This is a genomic window from Myxococcales bacterium, assembly GCA_016712525.1.
GTDB lineage: Bacteria > Myxococcota_A > Polyangia > Polyangiales > Polyangiaceae > JAAFHV01.
Genome location: JADJQX010000001.1, coordinates 2,040,338 through 2,063,963 on the forward strand (window position 1 = coordinate 2,040,338; position 23,626 = coordinate 2,063,963).

At 69.1% G+C, this 23,626-nt stretch carries 23 protein-coding genes; 13 read left to right on the plus strand and 10 right to left on the minus strand.

Annotated elements, in window-relative coordinates; genetic code table 11:
* Positions 1–34 precede the first annotated feature (34 nt).
* The 5 genes from IPK71_08650 to IPK71_08670 form a co-directional block, all read right to left on the minus strand.
* A complete protein-coding gene (locus tag IPK71_08650; protein MBK8213806.1) occupies positions 35–880 on the minus strand; it encodes an SDR family oxidoreductase in 846 nt (281 codons plus the stop codon).
* Between the two features lie 11 nt (positions 881–891).
* Positions 892–1,746 (minus strand): metal-dependent hydrolase, encoded by an 855-nt coding sequence (locus tag IPK71_08655; protein ID MBK8213807.1) that lies wholly within the window; start codon positions 1,744–1,746, stop codon positions 892–894.
* A 26-nt stretch (positions 1,747–1,772) separates the two neighbouring features.
* On the minus strand, positions 1,773–2,594 hold the full coding sequence (locus IPK71_08660) for a metal-dependent hydrolase (protein ID MBK8213808.1): 822 nt from the start codon (positions 2,592–2,594) through the stop codon (positions 1,773–1,775).
* Between the two features lie 120 nt (positions 2,595–2,714).
* Complete coding sequence (locus IPK71_08665) at positions 2,715–3,425, minus strand: TetR/AcrR family transcriptional regulator (GenBank protein MBK8213809.1); 711 nt, start codon at positions 3,423–3,425, stop codon at positions 2,715–2,717.
* On the minus strand, positions 3,425–4,792 hold the full coding sequence (locus tag IPK71_08670; GenBank protein ID MBK8213810.1) for a glutamine synthetase: 1,368 nt from the start codon (positions 4,790–4,792) through the stop codon (positions 3,425–3,427). The genes IPK71_08665 and IPK71_08670 overlap by 1 nt, the downstream gene beginning before the upstream one ends.
* Positions 4,793–4,945: 153 nt before the next feature.
* On the opposite strand from IPK71_08670, the gene IPK71_08675 reads away from it, so the two are divergent.
* On the plus strand, positions 4,946–5,677 hold the full coding sequence (locus IPK71_08675) for a hypothetical protein (protein MBK8213811.1): 732 nt from the start codon (positions 4,946–4,948) through the stop codon (positions 5,675–5,677).
* 7 nt (positions 5,678–5,684) lie between these two features.
* Here the strand turns inward: IPK71_08675 and IPK71_08680 are convergent, their stop codons facing one another.
* Positions 5,685–7,505: a hypothetical protein gene (locus tag IPK71_08680; GenBank protein MBK8213812.1), complete on the minus strand. Its 1,821-nt coding sequence runs from the start codon at positions 7,503–7,505 to the stop codon at positions 5,685–5,687.
* A gap of 155 nt (positions 7,506–7,660) precedes the next feature.
* On the opposite strand from IPK71_08680, the gene aspS reads away from it, so the two are divergent.
* Both aspS and IPK71_08690 read left to right on the plus strand, forming a co-directional pair.
* Positions 7,661–9,547: an aspartate--tRNA ligase gene (gene aspS / locus IPK71_08685; GenBank protein MBK8213813.1), complete on the plus strand. Its 1,887-nt coding sequence runs from the start codon at positions 7,661–7,663 to the stop codon at positions 9,545–9,547.
* A complete protein-coding gene (locus IPK71_08690; GenBank protein ID MBK8213814.1) occupies positions 9,544–10,068 on the plus strand; it encodes a hypothetical protein in 525 nt (174 codons plus the stop codon). The genes aspS and IPK71_08690 overlap by 4 nt, the downstream gene beginning before the upstream one ends.
* 73 nt (positions 10,069–10,141) lie before the next feature.
* Here the strand turns inward: IPK71_08690 and IPK71_08695 are convergent, their stop codons facing one another.
* A complete protein-coding gene (locus tag IPK71_08695; GenBank protein MBK8213815.1) occupies positions 10,142–10,543 on the minus strand; it encodes a group II truncated hemoglobin in 402 nt (133 codons plus the stop codon).
* Between the two features lie 37 nt (positions 10,544–10,580).
* On the opposite strand from IPK71_08695, the gene IPK71_08700 reads away from it, so the two are divergent.
* The 3 genes from IPK71_08700 to murE all read left to right on the plus strand — a co-directional run bounded on the left by IPK71_08700 (position 10,581) and on the right by murE (position 13,737).
* A complete protein-coding gene (locus IPK71_08700; GenBank protein MBK8213816.1) occupies positions 10,581–11,750 on the plus strand; it encodes an aminotransferase class V-fold PLP-dependent enzyme in 1,170 nt (389 codons plus the stop codon).
* Between the two features lie 96 nt (positions 11,751–11,846).
* Positions 11,847–12,518 carry a hypothetical protein gene (locus IPK71_08705; protein MBK8213817.1) on the plus strand — a complete coding sequence of 224 codons (672 nt, stop codon included), beginning with the start codon at positions 11,847–11,849 and terminating at the stop codon, positions 12,516–12,518.
* A gap of 13 nt (positions 12,519–12,531) precedes the next feature.
* Positions 12,532–13,737: a UDP-N-acetylmuramyl-tripeptide synthetase gene (gene murE / locus IPK71_08710; protein ID MBK8213818.1), complete on the plus strand. Its 1,206-nt coding sequence runs from the start codon at positions 12,532–12,534 to the stop codon at positions 13,735–13,737.
* An 8-nt stretch (positions 13,738–13,745) separates the two neighbouring features.
* Here the strand turns inward: murE and IPK71_08715 are convergent, their stop codons facing one another.
* Positions 13,746–14,741 carry a hypothetical protein gene (locus IPK71_08715; GenBank protein MBK8213819.1) on the minus strand — a complete coding sequence of 332 codons (996 nt, stop codon included), beginning with the start codon at positions 14,739–14,741 and terminating at the stop codon, positions 13,746–13,748.
* 90 nt (positions 14,742–14,831) lie between these two features.
* Between IPK71_08715 and IPK71_08720 the strand changes: the two genes are divergently transcribed.
* Together IPK71_08720 and IPK71_08725 are read left to right on the plus strand one after the other, a co-directional pair.
* Entirely contained in the window at positions 14,832–15,782 is a 951-nt protein-coding gene (locus IPK71_08720; GenBank protein ID MBK8213820.1) for a hypothetical protein, read from the plus strand.
* A 71-nt stretch (positions 15,783–15,853) separates the two neighbouring features.
* Positions 15,854–16,468 (plus strand): TlpA family protein disulfide reductase, encoded by a 615-nt coding sequence (locus tag IPK71_08725; GenBank protein ID MBK8213821.1) that lies wholly within the window; start codon positions 15,854–15,856, stop codon positions 16,466–16,468.
* A gap of 9 nt (positions 16,469–16,477) precedes the next feature.
* Here the strand turns inward: IPK71_08725 and IPK71_08730 are convergent, their stop codons facing one another.
* A complete protein-coding gene (locus IPK71_08730) occupies positions 16,478–17,155 on the minus strand; it encodes an ABC transporter ATP-binding protein (protein ID MBK8213822.1) in 678 nt (225 codons plus the stop codon).
* A 144-nt stretch (positions 17,156–17,299) separates the two neighbouring features.
* Here IPK71_08730 and IPK71_08735 point away from each other — a divergent pair, with 144 nt between their 5' ends.
* From IPK71_08735 to IPK71_08745, 3 genes are all read left to right on the plus strand, one after another.
* On the plus strand, positions 17,300–17,893 hold the full coding sequence (locus IPK71_08735; protein ID MBK8213823.1) for a polyhydroxyalkanoate synthesis regulator DNA-binding domain-containing protein: 594 nt from the start codon (positions 17,300–17,302) through the stop codon (positions 17,891–17,893).
* A gap of 242 nt (positions 17,894–18,135) precedes the next feature.
* Positions 18,136–18,783 (plus strand): sigma-70 family RNA polymerase sigma factor, encoded by a 648-nt coding sequence (locus IPK71_08740; protein ID MBK8213824.1) that lies wholly within the window; start codon positions 18,136–18,138, stop codon positions 18,781–18,783.
* 40 nt (positions 18,784–18,823) lie between these two features.
* Positions 18,824–19,762: a zf-HC2 domain-containing protein gene (locus IPK71_08745; protein ID MBK8213825.1), complete on the plus strand. Its 939-nt coding sequence runs from the start codon at positions 18,824–18,826 to the stop codon at positions 19,760–19,762.
* 18 nt (positions 19,763–19,780) lie between these two features.
* Here the strand turns inward: IPK71_08745 and IPK71_08750 are convergent, their stop codons facing one another.
* Complete coding sequence (locus IPK71_08750; GenBank protein MBK8213826.1) at positions 19,781–21,523, minus strand: gamma-glutamyltransferase; 1,743 nt, start codon at positions 21,521–21,523, stop codon at positions 19,781–19,783.
* Between IPK71_08750 and gshB the strand changes: the two genes are divergently transcribed.
* Positions 21,522–22,478 (plus strand): glutathione synthase, encoded by a 957-nt coding sequence (gene gshB / locus IPK71_08755; GenBank protein ID MBK8213827.1) that lies wholly within the window; start codon positions 21,522–21,524, stop codon positions 22,476–22,478. The genes IPK71_08750 and gshB overlap by 2 nt on opposite strands.
* Positions 22,479–22,485: 7 nt before the next feature.
* Positions 22,486–23,619 (plus strand): FHA domain-containing protein, encoded by a 1,134-nt coding sequence (locus tag IPK71_08760; protein MBK8213828.1) that lies wholly within the window; start codon positions 22,486–22,488, stop codon positions 23,617–23,619.
* Positions 23,620–23,626: the final 7 nt, after the last annotated feature.

A 23,626-nucleotide genomic window follows, 5' to 3' on the forward strand; every position in this document is an offset into this window, starting at 1 on the left:
TCTAGAGGTACCACGTGCCACGCGGCGATGCCCGTTAGAGCTTCACTCCGCGCACCTTCTCCGACATGCCGAGCACGGCCTTCATGATGCGCGGGTAGCGCGTCGGGAAGATGCGCACCATCGCCTCGATGAACGAAGCGTCGGGCCCCACGAGGATGCGCGGGAGATCGCGCTCCACGCCGCTCCAGATCGTGTCGGCGGCCTTTCGGGGGGACGTTCCGGCGACCCGCGCGAAGTGCTTCGAGAGCTCTTCGGTCGTGGTCGGAGCGCCCGAGGTGTTCTCGTAGTGCCTGCCGTTCGCGACGATGCCGGTGCGAACGCCGCCGGGGCACACGACCGAGACCTTCACGCGGCTCCCCGCGAGCTCTTGTGCGAGGGCCTCGGTGAACCCGCGGACCGCGAATTTACTGGCGTTGTAGGCCGATTGGCGCGGCACTCCGATGAGCCCGAACACGGACGACACGTTGACGATGTGCCCCTCGTCGCGCCTCTTGAGCTGCGGGAGGAACGCCTCCGTGCCGCGGACGACGCCCCAGAAGTTGATGTCCATGAGCCACGCGAAGTCCTCGCGTTTCATCTTTCCGACCGAGTCGGAGAGCGAGACTCCCGCGTTGTTCACGACGACGTGCGCGCCTCCCATCTCGCGCTCCACAGTGGAGGCGAAGTCGTTCACGGCGTCGTCGCTGCGGACGTCGACCTGACGAACGAGGATGCGCCCGGGCGAGGCCCCCGTGAGCTTGGCGGTCTCCTCGAGACCTTCTTGGTTCCAGTCGGAGATGGCGATGCTCGCGCCCCTCTCGGCCGCGGAGATGGCGAGCGCGCGCCCGATGCCGGAGCCCGCGCCGGTGATCACGACGACCTTCTGGTTGAGAGTCTTCACGGAGCCTCCGCTTATGCCGCTTCGTCTTTGGGTGTCGAGACCGCGCGATCGAGCCCGAGCTTCTCGCGCGCGCGCTCGAGGGCGGCCTCGGTGTCGCGATCCCAGGGGTGAAAGTCTCTTCGATAGTAGTCGAGGTACGCGGGCACGAGCTTGCGAAACCACCCCGGGTTTCCCCAGAGCGTCCACGCGCCGCGGACGTTCGAAAGGAACCCCCCGGACCGCGGATCTTTCTTCATGAGCTGCCGCTTCATCCACGCCACGTGGGTCGTGAAGCGAACCGTGATGAGCATCATCACGAGCACGCGGCGCGCGTAGCTCCCGTCGACCTCTTGGTAGACGTCGAACGCGACGGCCTTGTGCTCGGTCTCCTCGACCGCGTGCCAGAGCCACAGCTTCTGCATCTCGGGTGCGAACCTCGCGAGCAGATCGGGCTCTTGGAGGAGCTGCTCGGCCATGATGGCCGTGAAGTGCTCGAGCGCGCACGTGACGGCGAGCCGAAAGTGCGGTGAGGCCTTCTTCCCCAGCGCGATGCGCTCCCTCACGCTCGCGTAGAGCGGCTCCAAGTCGAACCCTCGCCACGCGACCCACGCGTTGAAGGCCTCGTGCGCCTTCGCGTGCTCGGCCTCTTGGGCGAGGAAGTGCGCGACCTCTTTCCGAAGTGCCGGATCTTTCAGGTCTTTTCGGAAGTGGGCGACGGCCTCCATGAACATGCGCTCGCCGTCCGGGAACGACACGGAGAGCGCGTTCAAGAGGTGCGTGAGGGACGGTTCGCCGTCGCACCAGTACGTGGGGGCCTCGTCGAACGAGAAGCTCCCTTTGCGTACGGGGATGGTTCGTGGGGTTCGCGCGGTCGTCGTGGCGCTCATGGAAACCTCCTCGTTCACGATACGCCTCACGCCGCGACGGCGGCGATGGTCTCTTTTCCGTCGGGGTCGAAGCCGAGCTCTTCGCGCACCTTCCGGAGGAGCGCCGTCGTGTCGCGTTCCCACGGGTGAAAGCTCGGTTTGTAGTAGGCGAGGTACCCCGGCACGAGCCTGCGGAACCAGCCCTCTCTCCCCCAGGTCATGTCGAAGGCCGAGAGCCAGCGGCGAAGGCCCTGGGCCTCCGGGTCCTTTCGTACGAGCGTGTCGGTCATGCGAGAGACCGCGCCCATGAAGAGCACCGTCGTCACCGCCATCGTCACGACGCGCGTCGTGTAGTCGCCTCCGGTCGCTTGGTACACGTCGAACGCGACGGCCTTGTGCTCCGACTCTTCGAGCGCGTGCCACTTCCACAGCGCGCGCACCCCAGGATCGAATCTCTCGAGGAGCTCCGGGTGCTCGAGGAGCTGCTCGCCGAGGAGCGACGTGAAATGCTCGAGCGCGCACGTGACGGCGAGCTGGACCCGCGGCGGAGCCTTGCGCGCCCGCGAGAGAAGCTTCACCACCACGTCGCGCTCGATGCCCTTCGTGTCGACACCGAGCCCGTCGAGCCACGCGTTGAACGCCTCGTGCTCACGGGTGTGCGCGGCCTCTTGGCCGAGGAAACGCGCGACCTCCTGGCGGAGGGCCGGGTCGGTCAGGTGCTTCCGGTAGCGCGCGATCGAGTCCATGAAGAAGCGCTCCCCCTCGGGGAAGGCTGCCGAGAGGGCGCTCATGAGGTGCGACACGCGCGGGTCGCCCGCAAAGTAGTAGCGCGGGGACGAGAACGAGTGCTTCACGCGACGCACGGGCATGGGGCGCGGCGAACGCGCTTCGGGATGGCCTTCCATGAGACCTCATTCTGCGCCCTGTTGACCCGTAGTCAATAGCCAATTGAACGAAGGTCAATAGCGCCGGAGGGCCTGCGAGGCCGTTCAGGTGACGCGCTTCGTGACCTTGCTCGTGGCGGCGTCGAACATCTTCTTCGCGCCTCGCACGGCGTGGATCGCGCCCTTGGCGAGCACGGCGGGCCACGACTTGGCCACGTGCGAGACGCACGTCGCGAAGGTCGCGAGGGCGAGCTCGAGCGGCTCCTCGAGGGGCACACCTTCGCGCGCGGCCCACTCGAGGCTGAGCGCCTCGACGAAGCCGATCCATCCACGCAACGCGAGCACGAGGCGAGGATCGTCCTTCTCGGGGAAGGGCATACCCTCGAGGATCCGGTCGAGGAGCCGCTGCCTCGTGCGCTCGAGGATCTTCGCGATCTCCCCCGACGCGCGCCCGCGCATGAGCGCCACGAACCCGCCGCGGTGGGTCTCGACGTACTGGAAGTACGCGCGCACGCCGTGGGTGAGCCGCTCCACGGGAGGCAGGCTCTCGTCGGGCTCGGTCATCTCGAGGAGCTTCTCGGCGGCCTCTTCGACACACGCGCTGAAGAAGTCCTTTTTTGTCGGGAAATAGTGGTAAATCAGCCCCTTCGAGATGGCGAGCCGCTTCGCGACGTCGTCGAGGCTCACCTCGTCGTAGTCGGTCGACGAGAAGAGCTGCATGCCGAGGTCGAGGAGCTGCGCGCGCCTCTCGTCCACCTCGAGGCGCACGCGCGGGTGGCTCGCCGCGCCCTTTTTCGTCGTCTTCTTGGCGGCCATCAAATGATCTCGAAGTAGCGCTCGAGCTCCCAATCGGTGACGGCGCGCTCGTACTGGCGCACCTCCCACTCGCGGGTCCGAACGTAGTGATCGACGAAGGCCTCGCCGAGCACGTCGCGTGCGGCTTGGCTCGCCTCGAGGCGCGCGGTCGCGTCGCGGAGGCTCCGCGGGAGGACGAGGCGTGGATCGCGGGTGCCCGAGGCGTCGCCTCGTGAGGGCGCGGGGGCGGTGAGCCCGTGCCGGATGCCGTAGAGGCCCGCCGCGAGGCACGTGGCGATCGCGACGTAGGGGTTCATGTCGGCCGCGGTCTGGCGGTACTCGAGCCTCGTCCCCGACTCGCCGCCCTCGATGGCGCGGATGGCGCAGGTGCGGTTCTCGAGGCCCCACGTGGCCGTGAGCGGCGCCCACACCCCGGGCACGTAGCGTTTGTACGCGTTCACGGTGGGCGCATAGAGCGCGGTGAGCTCGGGCATGAGCGCGATCTGGCCGGCGAGGTAGCTCCGCGCGACGTCGGAGAGTGAGCCCTCGCTGCCCGCACCGTAGAACACGTTCGCCTTCTCGCCGTTCGCACCTGCGCTCCAGAGCGACTGATGGAGGTGCCCGCTCGACCCGGGGAGCTTCTCGTTCCACTTGGCCATGAACGTGGGCACGAGGCCGTGGCGGTGGGCGATCTCCTTCGCTTGCGTCTTGAAGAGGGCGGCCTTGTCGGCCATGCGCAGCGCCTCGTCGTAGCGGAGCGCGACCTCGTACACGCCAGGGCCCGTCTCGGTGTGCAGACCCTCGATGGGGATGTCGAACGCGAGCGACTCGTTCCAGAGAGACTCACAAAACGCCTTGTTTTCGGCCGTGCGGAGCCACGAGTACCCGAACATGCCCGGCGAGAGCGGCGTGAGCTTTTTGTAACCCTTCTCTCGGATCGACTCGGGGGTCTCCTTGAAGACGAAGAACTCGAGCTCGGCCGCGAACGTCGCCGAGTAACCGAGGGCCTTCGCGTCGGCGAGGACCTTCTTCAAGAGGCCTCGTGGGCACGCGGGGTGGGCGGCGCCCTCTTTGGTCACGAAGTCGACGAGGAACGCCGCCGTGTCGGGCTCGTTCGGGAGCACACGAAACGTCGACAGATCCACGGTCGCGTGGGTGTCGGGGTAGCCCGAGTCCCAGCCGGTGACCTTCACGTTGTCGTAGAGCACGTCGTGGAGATCCCACCCGAAGATGACGTCGCAGAAGCCGAAGCCGCTCTTCATGGCGCTCTCGAACTTGTCGACCGAGACGTACTTTCCGCGGAGCACGCCGTCGATGTCGAAGCCGCCCACCTTCACCTTGCGGATGCCCTTGGTCCGGAACGCCTCGAGGATTTCGCTGGGAGTCATGAGCCCGAGGGTACACGAGGCCCGCGGCCTTTCGGCGTGTGTCCTCGGCCGGGGGCCATTTCGGGCGTGACTCTCCGCGTCGTGGACGCACCCCGAAAAAAACGACGAGAGGCAGGCAACGAATCCGTCGGGGCTGCCGAGAGAGGGGGCACCATGCGACTCCTCCCTCTCGCGCCGATCCTCTTCGTGCTCACCCAGACCGTGCTCACGGTCGCCCCTTCGCAGGTCCACGCGGCGCCGCGAATGTCGGTCGCGCCCGCCCGAGCCCCCTCGCGCGCCACCCGCGACGAGGCCCTCGCGAGGGCGTTCGGCGCGAGCTTCGGGGGCAGCTTCCGTGCGACCCGCCAGGGGGACGCCGTCGTGCTCGATGCCGACCCGAAGGCGCCCCGGTCGCGTGCCTATCCTATGGAAAATACACGATTATTCCGCGCTGTGCTGCGGGCCGAGGCCGAGACGCTCGGAGGCGATCCGGGCGACGACTTTCGGGTGCAAGGGTACTTCGGCGAGCCGCCCCCGGAGCCCACCTACCTCGAGGCCGCGCAGCGTCTCGGCGCCACCGAGACGGCCTCGGCGCGGCCGCTCGTGCGCGCGTGGTTCGACGACGCCGGGCACCTCGTGCGCGTGCAGATCGTCGGTGAGGCCATGCGCGGTGTGTCGAGGCTCCCGAGGTCGCCCCGGTACGACGACGCGACCGCCTCCGTGTGTGCCCTGAGAGGCTCGGTCGCCAAGCCCGAGGGGCTCAAGGTCACCCTCGTGGTCGCCCGTCGTCACGACGGCACTCCGTACCTTGCGTGGAACGTGCGCGCGCTCCCGGGCGCGGGAGTGTTCGACGCCGACGTGGACGCGCTCACGTGCGCGGTGGTCGTGCACGAGGACAAGCGCTGACGCCGCGTCAGGGCGACAGATCGCTCACCTCGAAGGCGCCGCGCGTCGTGACCGTGCGGCGGACGAGCTGCGAGGCGACGGGGTCGTCGGGCGCGTAGGGGCGGAGCTCGTCGAGCACCTTCGAGAGGTTCTCTCGTTCACCGATGGCGCCGAGGCCGAGGGCGCGCGCGCGGAGCAGGTGGGCGACGAGCCGCTGGAGCCCTACGTCGCGGCCGGGGCCGGCGACCTCGTTCGTCAAAAATGCCCGTCGTTTCGCGGCTTTCTCGAGGGCGAGGCGCCGGTCGCTCGGGCCCTGCGGCTCGGGCTCGAAGCGGGAGAAGAGGCCGTCGGGGACGAGGTGCTTCGCGAGGCTCGGCTTCCACTTCGGGTCGAACGTGAGCAGCAGCGGGCGCGCGGCGCCGAGGGCCGAGAGCGACCACTCCTCCGGGAGCGTGCCGAGGGCGAGGTCGCGGTAGAGCCCGGCGAGCTTCGGCTCGAAGTCGACCGCGTCGCGCGCGAGCGTGCTCTTGAGATCGTAGGTCGGAAAGAGCTCGATGTCCTCGCGCGCGAGGCCCGCGGCGCGCGTGGCCTGGATGCGCTCGAGCACACGCGGGTCGGACACGAGCACGATCGCCGCGGGGGGAGCCGGGCCGAGCGACGCGACAGCGAAGGCGTGCGCCGCGTTCTTCGAGAGCGTCTGGCGGCGCGTGAAGGCGTCGTCCGCGGCGCGCACCGGGAGCGTCCACTCGAGCACGACGAGCAACGCCGCGCTCGCCGGAGCGAACGGTACCTTCACGGCGCGCACGCGGCGCACGAGCTCGAAGAGGCCCGACCCCGCGAACGCGCCTGCCGCGGCGAGCGCGACGAGCACGAGCGCCGAGTACCGAACAGGTCCGAACGACAGATCGAGGGCACGCGAAAGGGGCGCGCCGAGGGTGAGCACGAGCAGCACGGCGCCACGCGCGCGTGTCTCTCGGTTCGCGAGCGTGAGGTACGCGCCGAACGCCGCGGCGCCACCGAAGAGGAACCCGACGTCGTCTCGAACGAACACGCGCACGGACGAGCGCGCGAGCGCCGTTTCGCCGAGCGGCGCGCCGAAGAGCTCACGGCTCGCGGTCAGCGGGCTGCCCTTGGTCGCCAGAGCGAGAGCGAGCGGCACGAGGCCGAGGGCGAACGCCGCCACCACCCGGAGCGCGCGCCGACGTGACGGAAGAGACGGCTTTTTCCCTGCGAACGCCAGCGGCACGAGCGCCGCGACGAGCGCCACCGCGCCGACGAGGGGCTCCCACCCGAACGCACATCCGATCACGAAGGCCAACCGAGCGGCGCCCGGTTTCTCTTCGAGGCCGAGGTAGGCCGCGAGCAGCACGAGCGTGGCTCCGGTCGCCGTGCCCCCGACAGCGGAGCCCTCGACTTGCCAGGGAGGCGAAGCGAACGCGGTGATCACCCCGAGGGCCACGACCGCGTGCGAGAGGCGAGATTTTGGCTTCTTCGTGCCATCTCCACGCGCGAGGGGCTCGCCGAGGAGGAACGTCAGCCACGCCCCGAGCCCGCACACGACGGCCACGGCGAGGCTCGCTCGAAACGCACGTGTACCGAGGGGGAGGGCCATGAACGGGGCCGCGAGCCACGCATCGAGCGCGCGAAAGACGCCGGTGAACCCGAGCCCGAGCACACGGAGCGTCGCCGCGTCGTGGGTGGCCGCGGGGCTCGAGCGCGCCCCGAGGATGGCGACGGCGACCGGCGCGACGAAGCAGAGCCACGCGAACACGAGGCCCGTCCGCCCCCCGCTCGTGGGCGCGGGCGACGCGTCTCTCGTCGACGACGAAGGCTTCGGGTCGGAGGCCACGCCCCCACGTATCAGAGGGGCCGCGAGAGGGGAAAATTCCCAGTGAAGATGCCCCACCCGAAGCGGACGACGCCGCGCGTCGCCCGGCTCCCACGAACGCGGTCGAAGGTGCTAGCCTCCGCCCGGTTTCCCCCTTCATCCGTGTAGGAGTCCAAGTGGCAAGGTTCATCGACGAGCTCAAGCGCACCCACCACAACGCCGCCCTCCGTGGCGCGAACGTCGGCGAGGAGGTCGTCCTCTTCGGCTGGGTCGCGAGCTACCGCGATCACGGCGGGTGCGTCTTCGTCGACCTCCGCGACCGCGAGGGCATCACGCAGATCGTGTTCGACCCCGACCTCAAGGGCCACGGCGAGGCCCCGAAGGACGCCTACACCCGCGCGCAGGCCCTCCGGTCCGAGTGGGTCATCGGCATTCGTGGCGTCGTCGTGAGCCGCGGCAAGAACGTGAACCCGAAGCTCCCCACGGGCGAGATCGAGATCCACGCGATCGAGCTCACCGTCTTCAACAAAGCCGAGACGCCGCCCTTCGAGATCGTCGACGACATCGAGACGGGCGAGGAAAAACGCCTTCAATACAGGTACTTGGACCTGCGTCGCGCCCCCCTCCAGCACACGCTCCGCGTGCGCCACCGCATCAACCAGACGGTGCGCCGCTACTTCGACGACCAGGGCTTCCTCGAGCTCGAGACGCCCTTCATGGTGAAGTACACGCCCGGCGGCGCGCGAAACTTCCTCGTCCCGAGCCGCCTCCACCAGGGCAAGTTCTACGCGCTCGCGGAGAGCCCGCAGCTCTTCAAGCAGCTCTACATGGTGGCGGGCTTCGACCGCTACTTCCAGATCGTGAAGTGCTTCCGCGACGAGGACCTCCGCCTCGATCGCCAGCCCGAGTTCACGCAGATCGACGTCGAGATGTCGTTCGTCTCCCAAGACGACGTCTTCAAGACGATGGAGGGCCTCGTCTTCGGCATCTGGAAGACGGTGCTCGGCATCGATTTGAAGGAAAAATACCCGTCGGGGCGCTTCCCGCAGATGCCCTTCTCCGAGTCGATGGAGAAGTACGGCAACGACAAACCCGACCTCCGCTTCGACCTCCCCCACACCGACGTGACCGACGAGATCATCGCGCACGCGGGCGGTGGCGTGCCCTTCTGGAAAGACATCGCCGACAAGTTCACGAGCGGCCAGTACCGCCGCGATCTGCCCGCCGAGATCGTGAAGGCCATGCGCATCCCGGCCGACGTCGCGGGCAAGCTCTCGCGCGCCGAGCTCGACAAGCTCGAGGACTTCGTGAAGGGAATGGGCGCGAAGGGCCTCGCGCGCGCCAAGGTCGACGGCACCGGCGCGTGGACGCAGTCGCCGCTCGCGAAGATGCTCGGCGAAGGGCTGCGCGGCGCGCTCAACGCCAAGATCGGCGCAAAAGAAGGCGATTTGCTCTTCTTCCAGTTCGGCAAAGAGTCCGTCGTGCACACGGTCATGGCGAACCTCCGCCTGCACCTCGCGAAGAAGCTCGGCATGATCCCCGAGTTCGGGCACGGCGGGAAATTCGAGTTCCTCTGGGTCGTGAACCCGCCGCTCTTCGAGTACGACGACGACAAGAAGACCTGGGCTGCGGCGCACCACGCGTTCACGCGCCCGCACGACGAGTGCGTCGAGCTGCTCGACAAGGACCCGGGCAAGGTCCTCTGTTACCGGTACGACCTCGTCTTGAACGGCTTCGAGATCGGCGGTGGCTCCATCCGTCTCCACGATCCCGAGGTGCAGGCGAAGGTGTTCCAGGCGCTCGGCATCGGCCCCGAAGAGGCGCGGCAGAAGTTCGGCTTCTTGCTCGACGCGCTCAAGTACGGCGCGCCTCCGCACGGTGGCATGGCCATCGGCATGGATCGCCTCGCGATGCTCCTCTCGGGCGCGGAGAGCCTCCGCGACGTCATCCCGTTCCCGAAGACGCAGAAGGGCACCGACCTCATGACGGACGCGCCCAACCAGGTCACCCCGGAGCAGCTCGCCGAGCTCCGCATCCGGACGATCGAGCCCGCCGCAACATGAGGGCAAGTGCGCGAAAGTACGCGATATTTGCTCCGCTCCTGCTCGCGGCAGGGGCGGGGCTCGTCGCGCTCGTCGCGTGCGAGAACCAGTCGGGCACGTACGTCTACCGCGGCCGAAAATACGACCCAGGGACGAAGTGCCTCGAGGCCCCACGCGCGCTCGACGTGATCGAGGTCGAGCAGCTCCCCGCGCTCTGTGTCGACACGTGCCTCACGCAGAAAGACTACGACGGCGGGCTCGCGGTGTACGTGAGCCAGACGTGCCCTCCGTACCCACCGGGGTTCGACGTGAGCGGAAAAGAGCCTCTCTGCGTGCCGGCGCTCGAAGCTGCGAAGAATGCGTCGGGGTGCATCCCCCCACCGCCCGACGGTGGCCCCGACGCGAGCGGCGACGCCGACACGCCCGACGCGAGCACGCCCGACGCGAGCACGCCCGACGCCAGCGACGCGAGCATTCCCGACGCGGGAGACGCGAGCACGCTCGACGCTGGCGACGCGTCGGCCGACGTGGGGCCGGGCTGAGCGAGCGGCTGCCGCGGAGGCCCTGGTTAGGAGAGAGGCCGACGATTCGTGGTCGGCCTCGCGAGGCTTAGATTTAACGGTTTCGGAGCATCTCGGCGACCTCGGAGAAGCGCTGATCGAGGAACGCGCGGAGCCTGCCCGAGACGCCGCGTTCGTCCATCGCGCGGGTCATGCAGCGCAGCCACGCGTCGCGCATGTCGGCCCCGACGACGAGGTGCGCGTGCCGCATGCGGAGGCGCGGGTGCCCGTGCTTCTGCATGTACTCTTGGGGGCCACCGAGCCAGCCCACCAAGAAGAGGCCGAACCTGTCCCGGGCGCCACGGCTCACCTTCCCGTGCTCGTCGAGCTCGTGGAGCTTGGCGAGGGCGGGCTCGTGGGCGTCCATGGCGTCGTAGAAGGCCTCGGAGAGGGCCAGCGTGGCCTCGCGGCCGCCGAGGAGATCGTACGGGGTGACGGCGTCTTCGACTTCGGGCATCGCGCTCGCGACCATAGCGTGGTTCATTGCCGCGTCGATGGACTTGCCGATCGATCCGCACTCGCTCAGGCCCCACTACCGCGCGTTTCTCCGTGAGGGGCGCGTCCTCCTCACCGGGCACTCGCACCAAGCGTGGCCCGACGTGGCCCGCGAAGGCATGCTCGCGGCCTTCGACGCGGCCGCGGAGCACGTCGACGACAAGTGGGGTGCAGCCTTTGCGGCGGCCGACGCCGTGCGCGAAGGGGTTGCGTCGCGCCTCGGCACGCGGGCCCGCGACGTGGCGCTCGGGGCGAGCACGCACGACCTCGTCGTGAGGCTCCTGTCGGCTCTCCCGCTGGACAAAAAGAGGCACATCGTCACCACGTCGGGCGAGTTTCACACGCTCCATCGTCAGCTCTCGCGGCTCGCCGAAGAGGGCGTCGAGGTCGACTTCGTCGAGCCCTTCCCGTTGACGACGCTCGCCGAGCGCCTCGCCGCCAAGGTGCGATACGACACGGCCGCCCTCTTCGTGTCGACCGTGCTGTTCGAGTCGAGCTCGGTCGTCCCGAACCTCGCCTCGGCGGTGGCCGCGGCGCGCGCGAAGGGCGCCGAGGTGGTGCTCGACGCGTACCACCACTTCATGGTCCGGCCCTTCCGCGCCGCCGACTTCGGCGACGTGTTCGTTTTGGGTGGAGGATACAAGTATGCCCAGTGGGGCGAGGGCGTGTGCTTCATGACCGTCCCCGAGGGGTGCGAGCTGCGGCCCGTGGTCACGGGCTGGTTCTCCGACTTCGCCCACCTCTCGGCCCCGCGCGACGGCGCGAAGGTCACCTACGGGCCCTCGCTCGCCGAGCGCTTCGCCGGGTCGACGTACGACCCCACGAGCCACTTCCGCGCGGCGGCGGTGCTCCGCTTCTTCGACGAGCAGGGGCTCACGGTGGCGAGGCTCTCGGAGAGCTACACCCGCCAGACCGAGCGGATCGGCGACGCGCTCCGGGATCACGGCCACGACGTGGTGACGCCGAAGGGCGCGGACGCCCGCGGAGGGTTCGTCGCGGTCCGTGTCGCGAACCCCGACGAGGTCATCGCCCTGTCGCGCCGCGACGGTGTCATGTTCGACGCGCGCGGCTCGATCGTGCGCCTCGGGCCCGCCCCCTACGTGACCGACGAGGAGCTCGATCGGGGAGTGTCCGTGTTTGTCTCACATGCACGCCAAGCCGGGCGATGAGCGCGCGTACTTGGCGGCGTCCATCGTGAATCGAACGCGCACGATCGTCGTCGGAGCCTGATACGCTCTCCGCAAATCTCGGACGAGGGAGGCCTTATGAACATCGACAAGAAGCGCTTTTTGGCCCTGACGGGCGTCATCGCGGCCGCGAGCGGCATCGCCACCATGCAGGCGTGCACGCTCACCGTGAACGGGGGCGACCCCGACGGCGCGGCCCCCATCCCCACCGTCGACTCGAGCTCTCAAGATCCGGACGGCAGCGTGCCCGTCGACTCGTCCTCGCCCGACACGTCGACCAGCGACGCCACCACGGCCGACGCCGCCGACGGGGCCACCTGCCTCGGCGACGACAAGATGCTGAACCCGCCGTGCGCCTCGTTCGTGAACGAAGCGGGCACGACGTGCGCGGGCTCGCCAGCCGGCCAGTCGTACTGCCCGGCCACCAAGGCCCACTTCGTGAACGGTGTCTCGCGCGAGATCATGGAGTGTCTCAAGCTCGCGCCCACGTGCGAGGCCGCACCGAACCCGCTCGAGAGCTGCACCTACAAGGCGCTCGACCGCGCGTGTACCCTGCCGGCGGCCAAGGCCCCCTGCCAGCAGGCGCTCACGAACTGCATGCAGTCGGGCGTCACCCCGACCATCGACCAAGCGAAGTGCGAGCGGTACTACTCGGGCCTCAGCCCGCAGGGCCAGCTCGGGTTCCAGAGCTGCACGTCCGAGGGCTGCGGCCTCATCGAGACCTCGTTCTGTTTCCTCCCGGGGCAGTGAGCCTGGCCGCGCGGTGAGCCGACCCATCCTCGTTCCGGCGCCGCCCGCGTGGGCGAGGGACGTCCTCACCGTGGGCGTCACCGGCACCAACGGCAAGAGCACGACCACCACGTGGATCGCCGCGGCCCTCCGCTCGCTCGGGGGGCCCGTGGTGCGTGCCACGACGCTCGGCTTTTTCCTCGACGACGACGAGCTCGGCCTTGAAAAGTCCTACGACGGCTTCGTCGAGGCGATGCGGCGAGGCCACGCGAAGGGCGCACGTCATGCCGCGATCGAGCTGACGAGCGAGGCGCTCGCGCGCGGGTTCGCGAAGGCATGGCCGTGCCGCGTCGCGGTGTTCACGAACCTCACCCACGACCACCTCGACGCACACGGCTCGCCCGAGCACTATTTGGCGAGCAAAGCCCAGCTCTTCGTGGGGCTTTCGCCTGGGGACACGGCGATCTTGAACGCGCACGACGAGGCTTCTGCGCTCTTGGCCGAGGTGATCCCCGAAGGCGTGCGCAAGATCACCTACGGGGTGCCCACGCGCGGCGAGCCGTGTCTCCCGGTCGACGTGAGCGCCGGCGAGGTCACCCTCGACTGGGACGGCACGACCGTCTCGGTCACGGCCTTTGGCGAGGCGTGCTCCCTCCGCGTGCGCGCCGTCGGCGCCATCAACGCCGAGAACGCCCTCGCGGCTTGGCTCGGCGCGGAGGCCGCCGGTGTGCCTCGCGCGCAGGTGCTCGAGGCGCTCGCGTCGGTGCCCGCGCCGCCCGGTCGCTTCGAGGTCGTGCACCGCGAGCCGTTCGTCGTGGTCGACTACGCCCACACCCCCGACGCCCTCGCGCGGACCCTCGCCACGGCGCGCACGCTCGCCGATCTCCGGCCGGGCGCGCGCGTCACCGTCGTGTTCGGCGCGGGCGGCAAGCGCGACGTGCAGAAGCGCGAGCCCATGGGCCGCGCCGCGAGCGTCGCCGACACGGTGGTGCTCACGAGCGACAACCCCCGCGACGAAGATCCCGCCGACATCGCGCGGGAGATCGCGCGCGGCCTCGAAGGGCACCCTCGCGTCGAGACGAGGCTCGACCGCCGTGACGCGATCACGTGGGCCGTGCGCGGCGCCTCGCGCGACGACGTGGTCGTGCTCGCGGGCATGGGGCACGAACGGGAGCAAGAGCGCGGCGGCCTTCGCGTCCCGTTCGTCGACGCGGACGTGGCTCTCGAGGCGCTCCGCTGAGCGACGATTCAGCGCGCGAGCAACGTGCGCAGCGCCTCGAGCGGGTTGAACCCGAGCATCTGCGACACGTCCGAGTCGCCCGCCGCGTCCTCGAGGGTGTCCCGCACGAGCGAGAAGAAGGGCTGAAATCGCTGGATCGCGGGTAGTTTACCGAGCTTTTCGGCGGCGAGCCTCGCCCCGTCGACGCCGAGCGCGAGCGCGATCGCCGGAGGCATCGGCGACACGGAGACGTCACGAACGGCGATCGCCTTGCCCCAGTCGCCGGGCTTGGCCTCGCGCTGGAGGCGCTTGAACGTGTCGTGCTCCGCGAACACGCCGAGGCCGAGCTCTCCGTAGGTCTCGGTCACGGTGCGTGTAAGATACAAGGAGTCGCGGCGCCAATCACCCGAGAGGTGACCCGTGTGCGCGAGCACGTCTTGGGGGCCGGCGAGCACGTCGAACCCGGGGCCCTTCCTCCGGAGGATCGCGGCCGTGTAGAGCTCGCCTTCTTCGAAGAGTCCCAGGACGACACATTTTCCCGAGGGGCAGACGGCGTCGATCGAGCGCTGCACGACGTTCGGGGTGGGCGGGGGAACCCCGTGGAGTCGCCTCGGCCACCGATCGAGGAGCCCTTCGGCCGTCATTTGCTGGATGATCGAGACGAGGATCAGCGTCTGCGCGGTGAGATCGTCCGTTCGGCGGATGCGGGCGCCGAAGCGCTCCATGACCTCTTCGAGGGCGTTCCGCTCGGCGCAGAACACCCACGAGGCCTCGTTTCGTTCGGCCAACCGCGGGAGCAGCGCCGCCCTCTCGGGGCCCGCGGCGGGGTAGGGCTCGCCCGGCGGGAGGCGCCCTCGCACCGAGTGGATCGCCTTCACGACGACGCCCTTGTCGTGCACGAGAAAGAGGCCTCCCTTGGGGCGATCGACCTCGCGCTCGGGCGGCGCGCTCGGCTTCCACAGCGCGAGGAAGCGCGTCCACGACTCGTGTGTCCAGCCTTCGAAGCGTACGTCCGCGGTCAGCATCGATCCCTCATCTCTACCATTCGCCGCCCCGGTGCGTGAGCCCGAGCGATAGGCGTGCACCTTCGTGCTTCGCGGGCTAAGGAGCGAGTCGTGGACGCCGATACGCTCTTTCGCCGGTTCTTCTTGCCGCTCTACCCCGAGGGCGCGCGCAGCGACCTCGCCGCCGTCCGCACGGTGGACGCAAATCCTGCAAAGAATCCGGCCATTTACGCCCACTTGGGGGACGCCGCGAGCCGGTTTGCCGTGCTCTTCCCGAAGCTCGTCGGAGAGGGCGCCGCGGCGCTCGGGGAGCTCGACTTCACCGACGCGAGCGTGCACCGCCTCTCGGCCGCCATCTCGGCCGAGCGCCGCGACGCGTGGGCGAGCGAGGGCGCCGAGGGGACCGCCGAGAGCACGCTCTTCAACGTGGTGGTCCACGGCGCCGCGTACGTCGGCGCGTGCATCGTGAAGAACCACGGCGGCACGTTCGCCGTACGGAGCCCCTTGTGGGAGAGCCTCGTGACGCTCGAGTCGCGCCTCGGCACGGGGGACCTGCCCGTGTTCCACTGGTGGCTCAAGGCCCTCGCCGACGCCCCCGGGAATGGCGAGACCCCGCGGACGACGCTCGCCGATCGCTACCGCGCGCACGTCGAGGTGCCGCGCACGAGCCCCGAGGCGATGGCCCCGATCTTCGAGGGCGAGCGGAAGTTCCCGCGCCTCTCGAAGGTGCGGTACGACGTGCTCTACAAATACTTGAAGGCGCACGTGCCCGAGCTGAAAGACCTCGGAGATTTCCCCTCGCCCGAGCGCTTCGAGGAGCTCGAGCTCTCGTGGATCGACGTGCTCTCGCTCGCGCAGAACCGCATCTTGCTCTTCGTGGCGTTCGGCAAGCGGGGGCTCCACCTCTTCTTCTTCACGGCCCAAGGCTTCGACAAGTCGCTCTTCTACATGGCCGACTCGTTCCCCGAGCCCGTCGTGCGCGCGCGCGGCGACAAGCTCGAGGTGCACCTCGCCGTGGGCGAGAAGCCCGTCGTGCACGAGATGCCCTTCTGGGGCATCTGACACGGCGCGGGACCGTTCGCGCGGGCTACCGTTTCGTCGCAGGCGGGCCCGCGTGGTACACCAAAGGGACGATGAGCGAAGAACCGACGGACAAGGCCACGCAGCCCGTGGCCAAGAAGGGCAACGCCGAGAGCCCGAGCGACGGCCCGTTCTACGCGGTCAGCGTCGCGGTGGTCGTCGTGGGCCTCCTCTTCGGGTTCTTCGGGCTGCCCCGCGTCTTCCGCTCGAATCACGCCGCGCACGTGGGCAAAGAGGCGCCGTCGTTCGCGCTCCCCGTGCTCACGAACGGCGAAGAGGTGAAGGCCATGCAGGGGACCGAGGTCGCCCTCTCTTCCCTCAAAGGAAGCCCGGTGCTGCTCGACTACTGGGCCACCTGGTGCGGCCCCTGCCAAGCCGAGGCGCCCGTCATCGACCGCGTGTACCGTCGCCACAAGGAGCGCGGGCTCGTCGTGCTCGGCATCAACGTGAACTCTCGCGGAGACACCGAAGGGGTCGTCCCCTGGGTGCGCAAGAAGGGCCTCAGCTTCACCATCCTGCACGACGTCGACAACGCGGCCTCCGCGGCCTTCGACGTGCAGAACATCCCGACGCTCGTCCTCATCTCGCGCGAGGGAAAAGTCGCGGCGATCCGCACCGGCGTCACGAGCGACGAGGACCTCGATCGCCTCGTGAAGGACGTGCTCTGATCGTGAGCGCTACGCTACGACGAGCACCTCGCGCCGCTCGAGGGTGACGTCGAAGACCTCCCCGAGGCGCGCCGCGGTGAGCACTTCGTCGGCCGCACCGGAGGCCATGACGGCGCCTCCGCGCATCAGCATCGCGTGGGTCGCGGCGCGCGCGGCTCCCGCGAAGTCGTGCAGCACCAGGACGACCGTGGTGCCTCGCTCTCGTGTGGCCTCGCCGAGCACGCGGAAGAAGCTCGCCTCGGCTTTGGCGTCGAGCGACGCCGTGGGCTCGTCGAGGAGGAGCACGTCCGTGCGTTGAGCGAAGGCCCGCGCGAGGGCCACGCGCTTTCGTTCCCCCCCGGAGAGCTCCATCGCGGGTTTGTCGGCGAGCCTCGTGAGGTCGAAGCGTTCGAGCTCTTCGTCGACGATGCGGCGGTCTTCGTCCGTCGGAGCCCTCCACGGCGATCCGTAGGGCGTGCGCCCCATCGCTACGACCTCGCGCGCCGTGAAGTCGAACACCACCTCCACGTCCTGAGGGACCAGCGCGAGCCGCGTGGCCACCTCCGGCCGGCGGAGGCGGTCGAGCTTCACGCCGCACAAGGTCACGGCGCCCGACGTCGGTCGGAGGAGGCCCGCCATGACGCGAAGCATCGTCGATTTCCCGGACCCGTTCGGACCACAAACGGCCCATGTTTCGCCGCGCTGCATCGCGCACGTAACTCCACGTAGAGTTACTTCTTTTCCGTACCCGGCGGAGACCGCGTCAAGCGAGATGCGAGCACCCATGTCGAAAGAACCTGACTCTTCGCGTTAGCGTGGTTGTATTCTGGGTAAGGAAGGGTGGAGGCGAGAATGGAAACGACGAAAACGGAAGCAGTGGAGGCAGAGAGGCCGCGTCGCGTCATCAAGCGGTACTCGAACCGCAAGCTCTATGACACGAAGGACAGCCGCTATGTCACGCTGCTCCAAATCGCCGAGATGGTGCGAGGCGGCGAAGAAGTTCAGATCATCGACAACAACACGAAAGACGATCTGACCGAAGTTACGCTCGCGCAAATCATCTACGAGGAAAAGAAGGCGAACAGCCGCACCGTTCCTCTCCAGACGCTGAAGGAGCTCATCCACCAGCGCACCGAGAAGGTCCTCTCGGACCTCCGCGAGGGGCCCATCGGTCGCCTCATCCCCGGCGGCAAGGCCGATGGCGTCGTCGAGGCCAAAGAAGAGGCACCGCCCCCGCCGCCGCCGCCCGCTCCGGCGCCCACGCCCGCCGCGCAGGCGAAGCCGGGCCTCGTCGACCAGGCGAAGATGACGTTCGAGGAGTGGCAGCACAAGATGGACGACCGCATCAAGAGCGTCGTCCCTTGGCACGAGCTCCAGCAAGAGGTCCGCAGGTTGGCGACCCGCGTCGACGAGCTCGAGGCGAAGCTGAAGAACGGCAAGGGCTGAACTCACCGCGCTCACCTGCCACCCGGGTGGGCGCCTTGTTTTCGCCGTCGGAACGCACGCTCTGGATCTGGGCGTGCGTTCAGCTTTTTGTGCTCGGACACGACCGACGTTGGCCGTAACTCCATGAAATGACGGGGTTCGCGTTATTTGCGCCGCTGCCTTCCGCCCGCCCGCGTCGTGCGCATCTTCGGGGAATACCCGCCGAACGTCGGGGGTTTCGCCCATGAAAGGCGGCGCGTACGATGGTCCCGTTCCGAGCGAAACCGAGCATCATGCAGAAGGACCCCTTCGTCGAAGACGCCGTCTCTCATCTCGACGCGCTCCATGCCGTCGCGTGCCGGCTCACACGCAACCCGACCGAAGCGGAGGACCTCGTCCAAGACACGCTCGTGAAGGCGATGCGCGCGCGGGAGCAGTTCCAGGCCGGCACCAACATGAAGGCCTGGCTCTGCCGCATCCTGACGAACACCTTCATCAACAAGTACAGGCGAGGCGGCCTCGAGCGCTCCGTGCTCGACGGGCCCGACGCCGACCCGCTCGCCGACGGTTGGGTGAGCGCTTCGACGATGCGCCAGCTCCGGGACCCGGAGCACCTCGCGTTGACGCCCCTCGTGGCCGCCGAGGTTCAGCGGGCGCTCGACGAGCTCCCCGACGAGTTCAAGCTCGCCGTCGTCCTCGCCGACGTCGAAGACCTCACCTACGAGGAAATTTCCCAGATCATGGGCTGCCCGATGGGCACCGTGATGAGCCGCCTTCACCGCGGTCGAAAGCTCCTCCAACGCTCGCTCTACGAGCACGCGCTCTCCCTCGGCATCGTGAAGGCCGAGTCGGAGGTCGAGAACAAGCCTCGGGATCTCGCCGAGTACCGCCGCCGCAAGGGGGCCGCGTGATGTCGGCAGGGACCTCAAAAGGTAGGATCGTGGGGATCGCATGAGCACCTCGTGTCGTGAGAACGCCCGGCTCCTGGGCATCTTTTTGGACGGTCAGCTCGACGCCGTAAAGACCCTCGACGTCGAAGAGCACGTGGCCTCTTGCGAGGCTTGTCGTGAGCGGATCGAGCTCGATCGTGCCGTGCGCGCTTCTCTCAAGAAGGCCGTGTCCGCCGCCGCGGCCCCGAAGAGCGACGACTTCAAGGCGCGCATGATGGCGGCCATGATGGCCGAGGACGAGCGCCTCCGCGCGATCTCCGAAGAGCTCGAAGCCGACGACGAGGCCCCCGCCAGCGAGGCACCGGTGAGCGCCCCCGCGCAAGACGCCGACGTGCTCGTCCTCGCGCCCCGCCCTGGAAAAACGGTTCGCCGCTCGGGGTTCTCGTACCGCTCGCTCGTACCGCTCGCCGCGGCCGCCGCCCTCGTGTTCGCGTGGGGCACGCTCTCGCAAGGCCCTGGCCCCCGTGGTGTGGGCGGCGCGGCCAAGGCGGGCTTCGGCAGCAACGACGCCATCTCGGACCTCTTGGCCGAGCACTCGAGCCCGCTCCCCCCCGAGCGCACCAACGCGAAGGACATGCGCGCGCTCGAGCGCTACGTCGGCGTGCCGGTCCGCGCTCCCTCGTTCAAGAGCCCGCAGGCGAAATTCGTGGGCGGCAGGCTCTTCAGCGTCCAGCGCACGCACGCGGCCATGCTCCAGTATCAGGTCGGTGATGGCGCGCAGCCCCGCCGGGTGACCGTGTTCATCTACGACCCGCAGAAGGTCCGCATCGACGACGACGGCCTCTCGCCGCGCACGGTGGGCACGGCCGAGGTGCGTGTGGGGCAAGCCGACGGCCACTCGGTCGCGGTGACCCAGCGAGACGGCGTCGGCTACGCCTTCGCGACCGATCTCGACCCGATGGAGAGCGCCGAGCTCGTCGACTTCCGCACGGACGAGTGATCCGGGCCCGAGGCGCCCTCACCGCGCCGACGCAAGCCCGCCCTTGCGTGGGTCCGCCGCGGCGCGCAGCGTGCGCCGAGCCGGATCTCGTGCGTCCGAGACGGAGATCATCTGAACGGCGGGCGCGACGGGGAGCTCGTCTTTGACCGGCTCGCCCCGCTTTTTTAGGCCTTCCCGCACGTCCTCGGGCACGTCACGCTCGACGAAGAGCTCCCCCGACATGGCCACGTGCATGCGCGGGAGAGACACACACGCGCTCGGATCGCGCGCGAACACGAGCCGGCAGAGTGCCGCCTGAGTGACCTCGGTGGCGATGCGCTGCCCACCCGAGCCGCCGAGAGCGAGCACGGGGACGCCGTCTTCGAGCACGATCGTGGGGGCCATCGACGACACCGGGCGCGCGAGGGCTCTCGGGCGGTTCGGGAGCGGTCCCGGCGGCGCGAGAGGTCCGACGTCCGCGGGGAGGCTGAAGTCGTCGAGCTCGTCGTTCAACAAGACGCCCGTGCCGTCGGCGACGATGGCCGCTCCGAAGGGGGAGTTGATGGTCGTCGTGAGCGAGACCACGTTGCCGTCGCCGTCGACGACGACGATGTGGCTCGTGCCCTGCTCCCGAGACACGAGGCTTGCCATTTTCGTGGTTTTGTCCGGGGAAATGCGGGCTTTTGCGGCCGCGAGGCGAGCGTCGGAGAGCAGGGCGTCGACCTTGGTGGGGACGTCGGGGTCGAGGTCGGGGTCTCCGACGACACGCACACGATCGGCGAGCGAGAAGCGCATGGCCTCGGCGACCGTGTGGAGGTACGCGCTCGAGCCGTAGCCGAGCTTCGCGGTGGGCGAAGAGGCGTCGGCGCCGAGCATGCCGAGCGTCTCGAGGAGCATGAGCCCCCCTGCCGACGGCGCGGGCATCGTGATCACCGTGCGTGTGCCGAAGGTCTTCGTGAGGGGCTTCCGCTCCCGCACCGCGTAGTCCGCGAGGTCCTTCGCGTCGAGAGCTCCGCCCTGGGCCTTCGCGGCCTCGACGATCCTCTGCGCGATCGCGCCCTCGTAGAGCGCACGTTTGCCCTCGACGCCGAAGCGTTCGAGCGTCCGCGCCAGATCGGGGCGGGTGGCTCGTACGCCAAAACCCAAGGGATTTCCGTTGGGTATGAGATCCCTCGAGAGGGCCGGCGACCGCCCGATCTTCTCTCCGAAATGCCCGATCGCCGACGCCGTGTGGTGGCTCACGTAGAAGCCCCTCCGCGCGAGCGACACGGCGCTCGCTGCGTCCTCGGCGAGGGTCTTTCGGCCGAGCTTGCGCGAGAGCCACTCGAGCCCCGCGGGCTCTCCGGGCACGCCGACGAGGACTCCGCGTGACTCTCGTTTCTTCGCGAACACCTCGGGCTCGAACCCGCGCGGCGCGGTCTCGCGGAAGTCGGCCACGGTCGTCGTCTTGTCGTGTGCGGAATACACGAGAGCGAACCCCCCGCCGCCGATCCCGCTGCCGGTGGGGCTCGTGACGCCCAAGACGAGCGCCGCGGCGATCGCGCCGTCGGCCGCGCTCCCGCCCTGGGCCATGATCTCCATCGCGGCTCGTGTGGCGTCGGCGTTGTCCGTCGCGGCGGCCGCGACCTTGCCCTCGGCGCTCGGGGGCTCGGCGGCGCCCACGTCGTGGACGAACGGGAGAGAGAGCAAGACGACGGCAGCGGCCGCCGGTGCGAGGGGCGCCGTACGACGGGAAAACCCTGCTAAGGTCCGGACCGAGAACCGCGAGGAAAAAGGTGCCATGCGCTTCATTTACCTGATGGACCCGATGGACAAGGTCCTCCCCGACAAGGATACGACGTTTGCGTTCCAGCGCGCGGCCCAGGGGCGCGGGCACGTCTCGCTCCACTGCGAGCTCCGCGATCTCTTCGTCCGGGAGGGTGAGGTCTTCGCCCAGGTGCGCGAGGTCCACGTGTCGGACACGACCCCCGTGTTCCGCTATGGGCCCTCGCAGCGGGTCCGCCTGGCCGACGTCGAGGCGGTCTTCGTGCGAAAAGACCCGCCCTTCGACGACGCGTACCTCTACGCGACCCTCCTCCTCGAGCGCGCCCGGAACCGCACGGTGATCATGAACGATCCTCGTGGGCTCCGCGACGCGAACGAGAAGCTCTATCCGCTCCATTTCTCGCGCCACATGCCGCGCACGCTCGTCACGGCCCACCCGGAGCTCGTCATCGAGGCCATGAACGACTTCGGCGGCAAGGCCGTGGTGAAGCCGCTCTACGGCGCCGGCGGCGCGGGCGTGCTCATGATCCAGACGGGCGACAAGAACACCAAGAGCATCCTCGAGCTTCTCACGCGCGAGGGGCGCGCGCTCGTCATGGTGCAGGAGTACCTCCCGAAGGTCGTCGAAGGCGACAAGCGTATCCTCCTCCTCGACGGCGAGGTCCTCGGCGCGATCAACCGCGTCCCGTTGCCCGACGATCTTCGGTCGAACATTCACGTCGGTGGGCGCGTCGAGCCCTGCGACGTGACGCCCGAGGAGCGGGCCGTGATCGCCGACATCGCCCCGCGCCTCCGCGAGGACGGCCTCGTGTTCGTCGGGCTCGACATGATCGGCGGGCGACTCACCGAGGTGAACGTCACCTCGCCCACGGGCATCCAGGAGCTCTCTCGCCATCGCGGCGAGGACGTGGCCGTGCGCGTGATCGAGTGGGTCGAGAAGAAGGCCGCCGAGCTTCGCCCGACGATCGTCTGAGCCATCGATGCCCGTCACCCTCGTCGTTTTCCCGAAGGCCGCCTCGGCCGACGCCACCGTCCCCGATGGCCTCGACGCGTGCGTCACCTTCGACGGGACACGGGTCGCGATCGGGCGTGGGGGCTCGTGCGATCTCGTGCTCCCCGATGCGAGCGTCTCCTTGCGGCACGCGTCGATCCGCACGAACGGCGCCGAGTACGTGCTCGTCGACGAGGGGAGCACCAACGGCACGTTCGTGGGGGACGCGCGCCTCACCCCGCACGTGCCCCGCACGCTCCGCACGGGCGATCGCCTGAGGCTCGGGCGCGTGTGGGTCGAGGTGCGTGTCGGTGCGGCCCCTGTCACGCGCGATGTGGCCGGAACCACTCGGGATATCGCCCTCCGCATGGTGAACGACATGCTCTTGGCGGGGGGCGGAGACACGAGCGCGCGTCTCACGGTCCACGGTGGGCCCGACGACGGCGCCGTGCTCCGCCTCGCCCGCGAGGGGCGCCCCTACGTGGCCGGGCGAGGCGAGGGCTGCGATCTGCCTCTCGCGGATCCCGACTGCTCGCGTGAGCACTCGGTGTTCGTTCGGCGTGGAACCCAAACGTGGGTCATGGACCTCGGGTCCAAGAACGGCACGTTCCTCGGCTCGAAGAAGCTCCCGCCTCACACCGAGACGCGGCTGCACTCGGGCCGGACCGTTCAGGTCGGGCGCACGCTGCTCGTCATGGAAGAGCCCGCCGAGGTGGTGCTCGCCGGCCTCGAGGCCTCCGTCGACGACGTGATCCCTCCCGACGAGCCGCCGCCCCCGCCTCCTCCTTCGTCCGCGCTCCCGTCGAGCGTCGCGAGGCTCGCGCTCGTCGCTTCGGGTCCCGCCAGCATGCCCGGATCGAGGCCCGCGCCGAGCCTCGATCCCTCGAGCGGTCCGCCTCCGTCTGCGCTCCCCCCGTCGTCGATCGCGACGCCCCCTTCGGCGATGCCCGTGTCGTCGATGCCGCCGGCGCCGCGCGCCCCCTCGTCCTCGTCGCCCGACGCCCCTCCGGAGCCTCGTCGGGGCCGCGGGCTCGGGGCCGTCGACGTGCTCGTGATCTTGGTCGCGCTCGGGCTCATCGGCCTCTCGGCGACCACGCTCTACTTCCTCGTCGGCACGAAATGAAGGCTCA

Excerpts from the sequence above, each read along its gene's own strand:
- IPK71_08705 (MBK8213817.1), top strand. The coding sequence starts at position 11,847 with ATGAACATCGACAAGAAGCGCTTTTTGGCCCTGACGGGCGTCATCGCG.
- IPK71_08660 (MBK8213808.1), bottom strand. The coding sequence starts at position 2,594 with ATGCCCGTGCGTCGCGTGAAGCACTCGTTCTCGTCCCCGCGCTACTAC.
- IPK71_08665 (MBK8213809.1), bottom strand. The coding sequence starts at position 3,425 with ATGGCCGCCAAGAAGACGACGAAAAAGGGCGCGGCGAGCCACCCGCGC.
- IPK71_08725 (MBK8213821.1), top strand. The coding sequence starts at position 15,854 with ATGAGCGAAGAACCGACGGACAAGGCCACGCAGCCCGTGGCCAAGAAG.
- IPK71_08695 (MBK8213815.1), bottom strand. The coding sequence starts at position 10,543 with ATGCCCGAAGTCGAAGACGCCGTCACCCCGTACGATCTCCTCGGCGGC.
- IPK71_08670 (MBK8213810.1), bottom strand. The coding sequence starts at position 4,792 with ATGACTCCCAGCGAAATCCTCGAGGCGTTCCGGACCAAGGGCATCCGC.
- IPK71_08750 (MBK8213826.1), bottom strand. The coding sequence starts at position 21,523 with ATGGCACCTTTTTCCTCGCGGTTCTCGGTCCGGACCTTAGCAGGGTTT.
- IPK71_08655 (MBK8213807.1), bottom strand. The coding sequence starts at position 1,746 with ATGAGCGCCACGACGACCGCGCGAACCCCACGAACCATCCCCGTACGC.
- IPK71_08740 (MBK8213824.1), top strand. The coding sequence starts at position 18,136 with ATGGTCCCGTTCCGAGCGAAACCGAGCATCATGCAGAAGGACCCCTTC.
- IPK71_08675 (MBK8213811.1), top strand. The coding sequence starts at position 4,946 with ATGCGACTCCTCCCTCTCGCGCCGATCCTCTTCGTGCTCACCCAGACC.
- IPK71_08745 (MBK8213825.1), top strand. The coding sequence starts at position 18,824 with ATGAGCACCTCGTGTCGTGAGAACGCCCGGCTCCTGGGCATCTTTTTG.
- gshB (MBK8213827.1), top strand. The coding sequence starts at position 21,522 with ATGCGCTTCATTTACCTGATGGACCCGATGGACAAGGTCCTCCCCGAC.
- IPK71_08735 (MBK8213823.1), top strand. The coding sequence starts at position 17,300 with ATGGAAACGACGAAAACGGAAGCAGTGGAGGCAGAGAGGCCGCGTCGC.
- IPK71_08715 (MBK8213819.1), bottom strand. The coding sequence starts at position 14,741 with ATGCTGACCGCGGACGTACGCTTCGAAGGCTGGACACACGAGTCGTGG.
- IPK71_08730 (MBK8213822.1), bottom strand. The coding sequence starts at position 17,155 with ATGCAGCGCGGCGAAACATGGGCCGTTTGTGGTCCGAACGGGTCCGGG.
- IPK71_08690 (MBK8213814.1), top strand. The coding sequence starts at position 9,544 with ATGAGGGCAAGTGCGCGAAAGTACGCGATATTTGCTCCGCTCCTGCTC.
- IPK71_08760 (MBK8213828.1), top strand. The coding sequence starts at position 22,486 with ATGCCCGTCACCCTCGTCGTTTTCCCGAAGGCCGCCTCGGCCGACGCC.
- IPK71_08700 (MBK8213816.1), top strand. The coding sequence starts at position 10,581 with ATGGACTTGCCGATCGATCCGCACTCGCTCAGGCCCCACTACCGCGCG.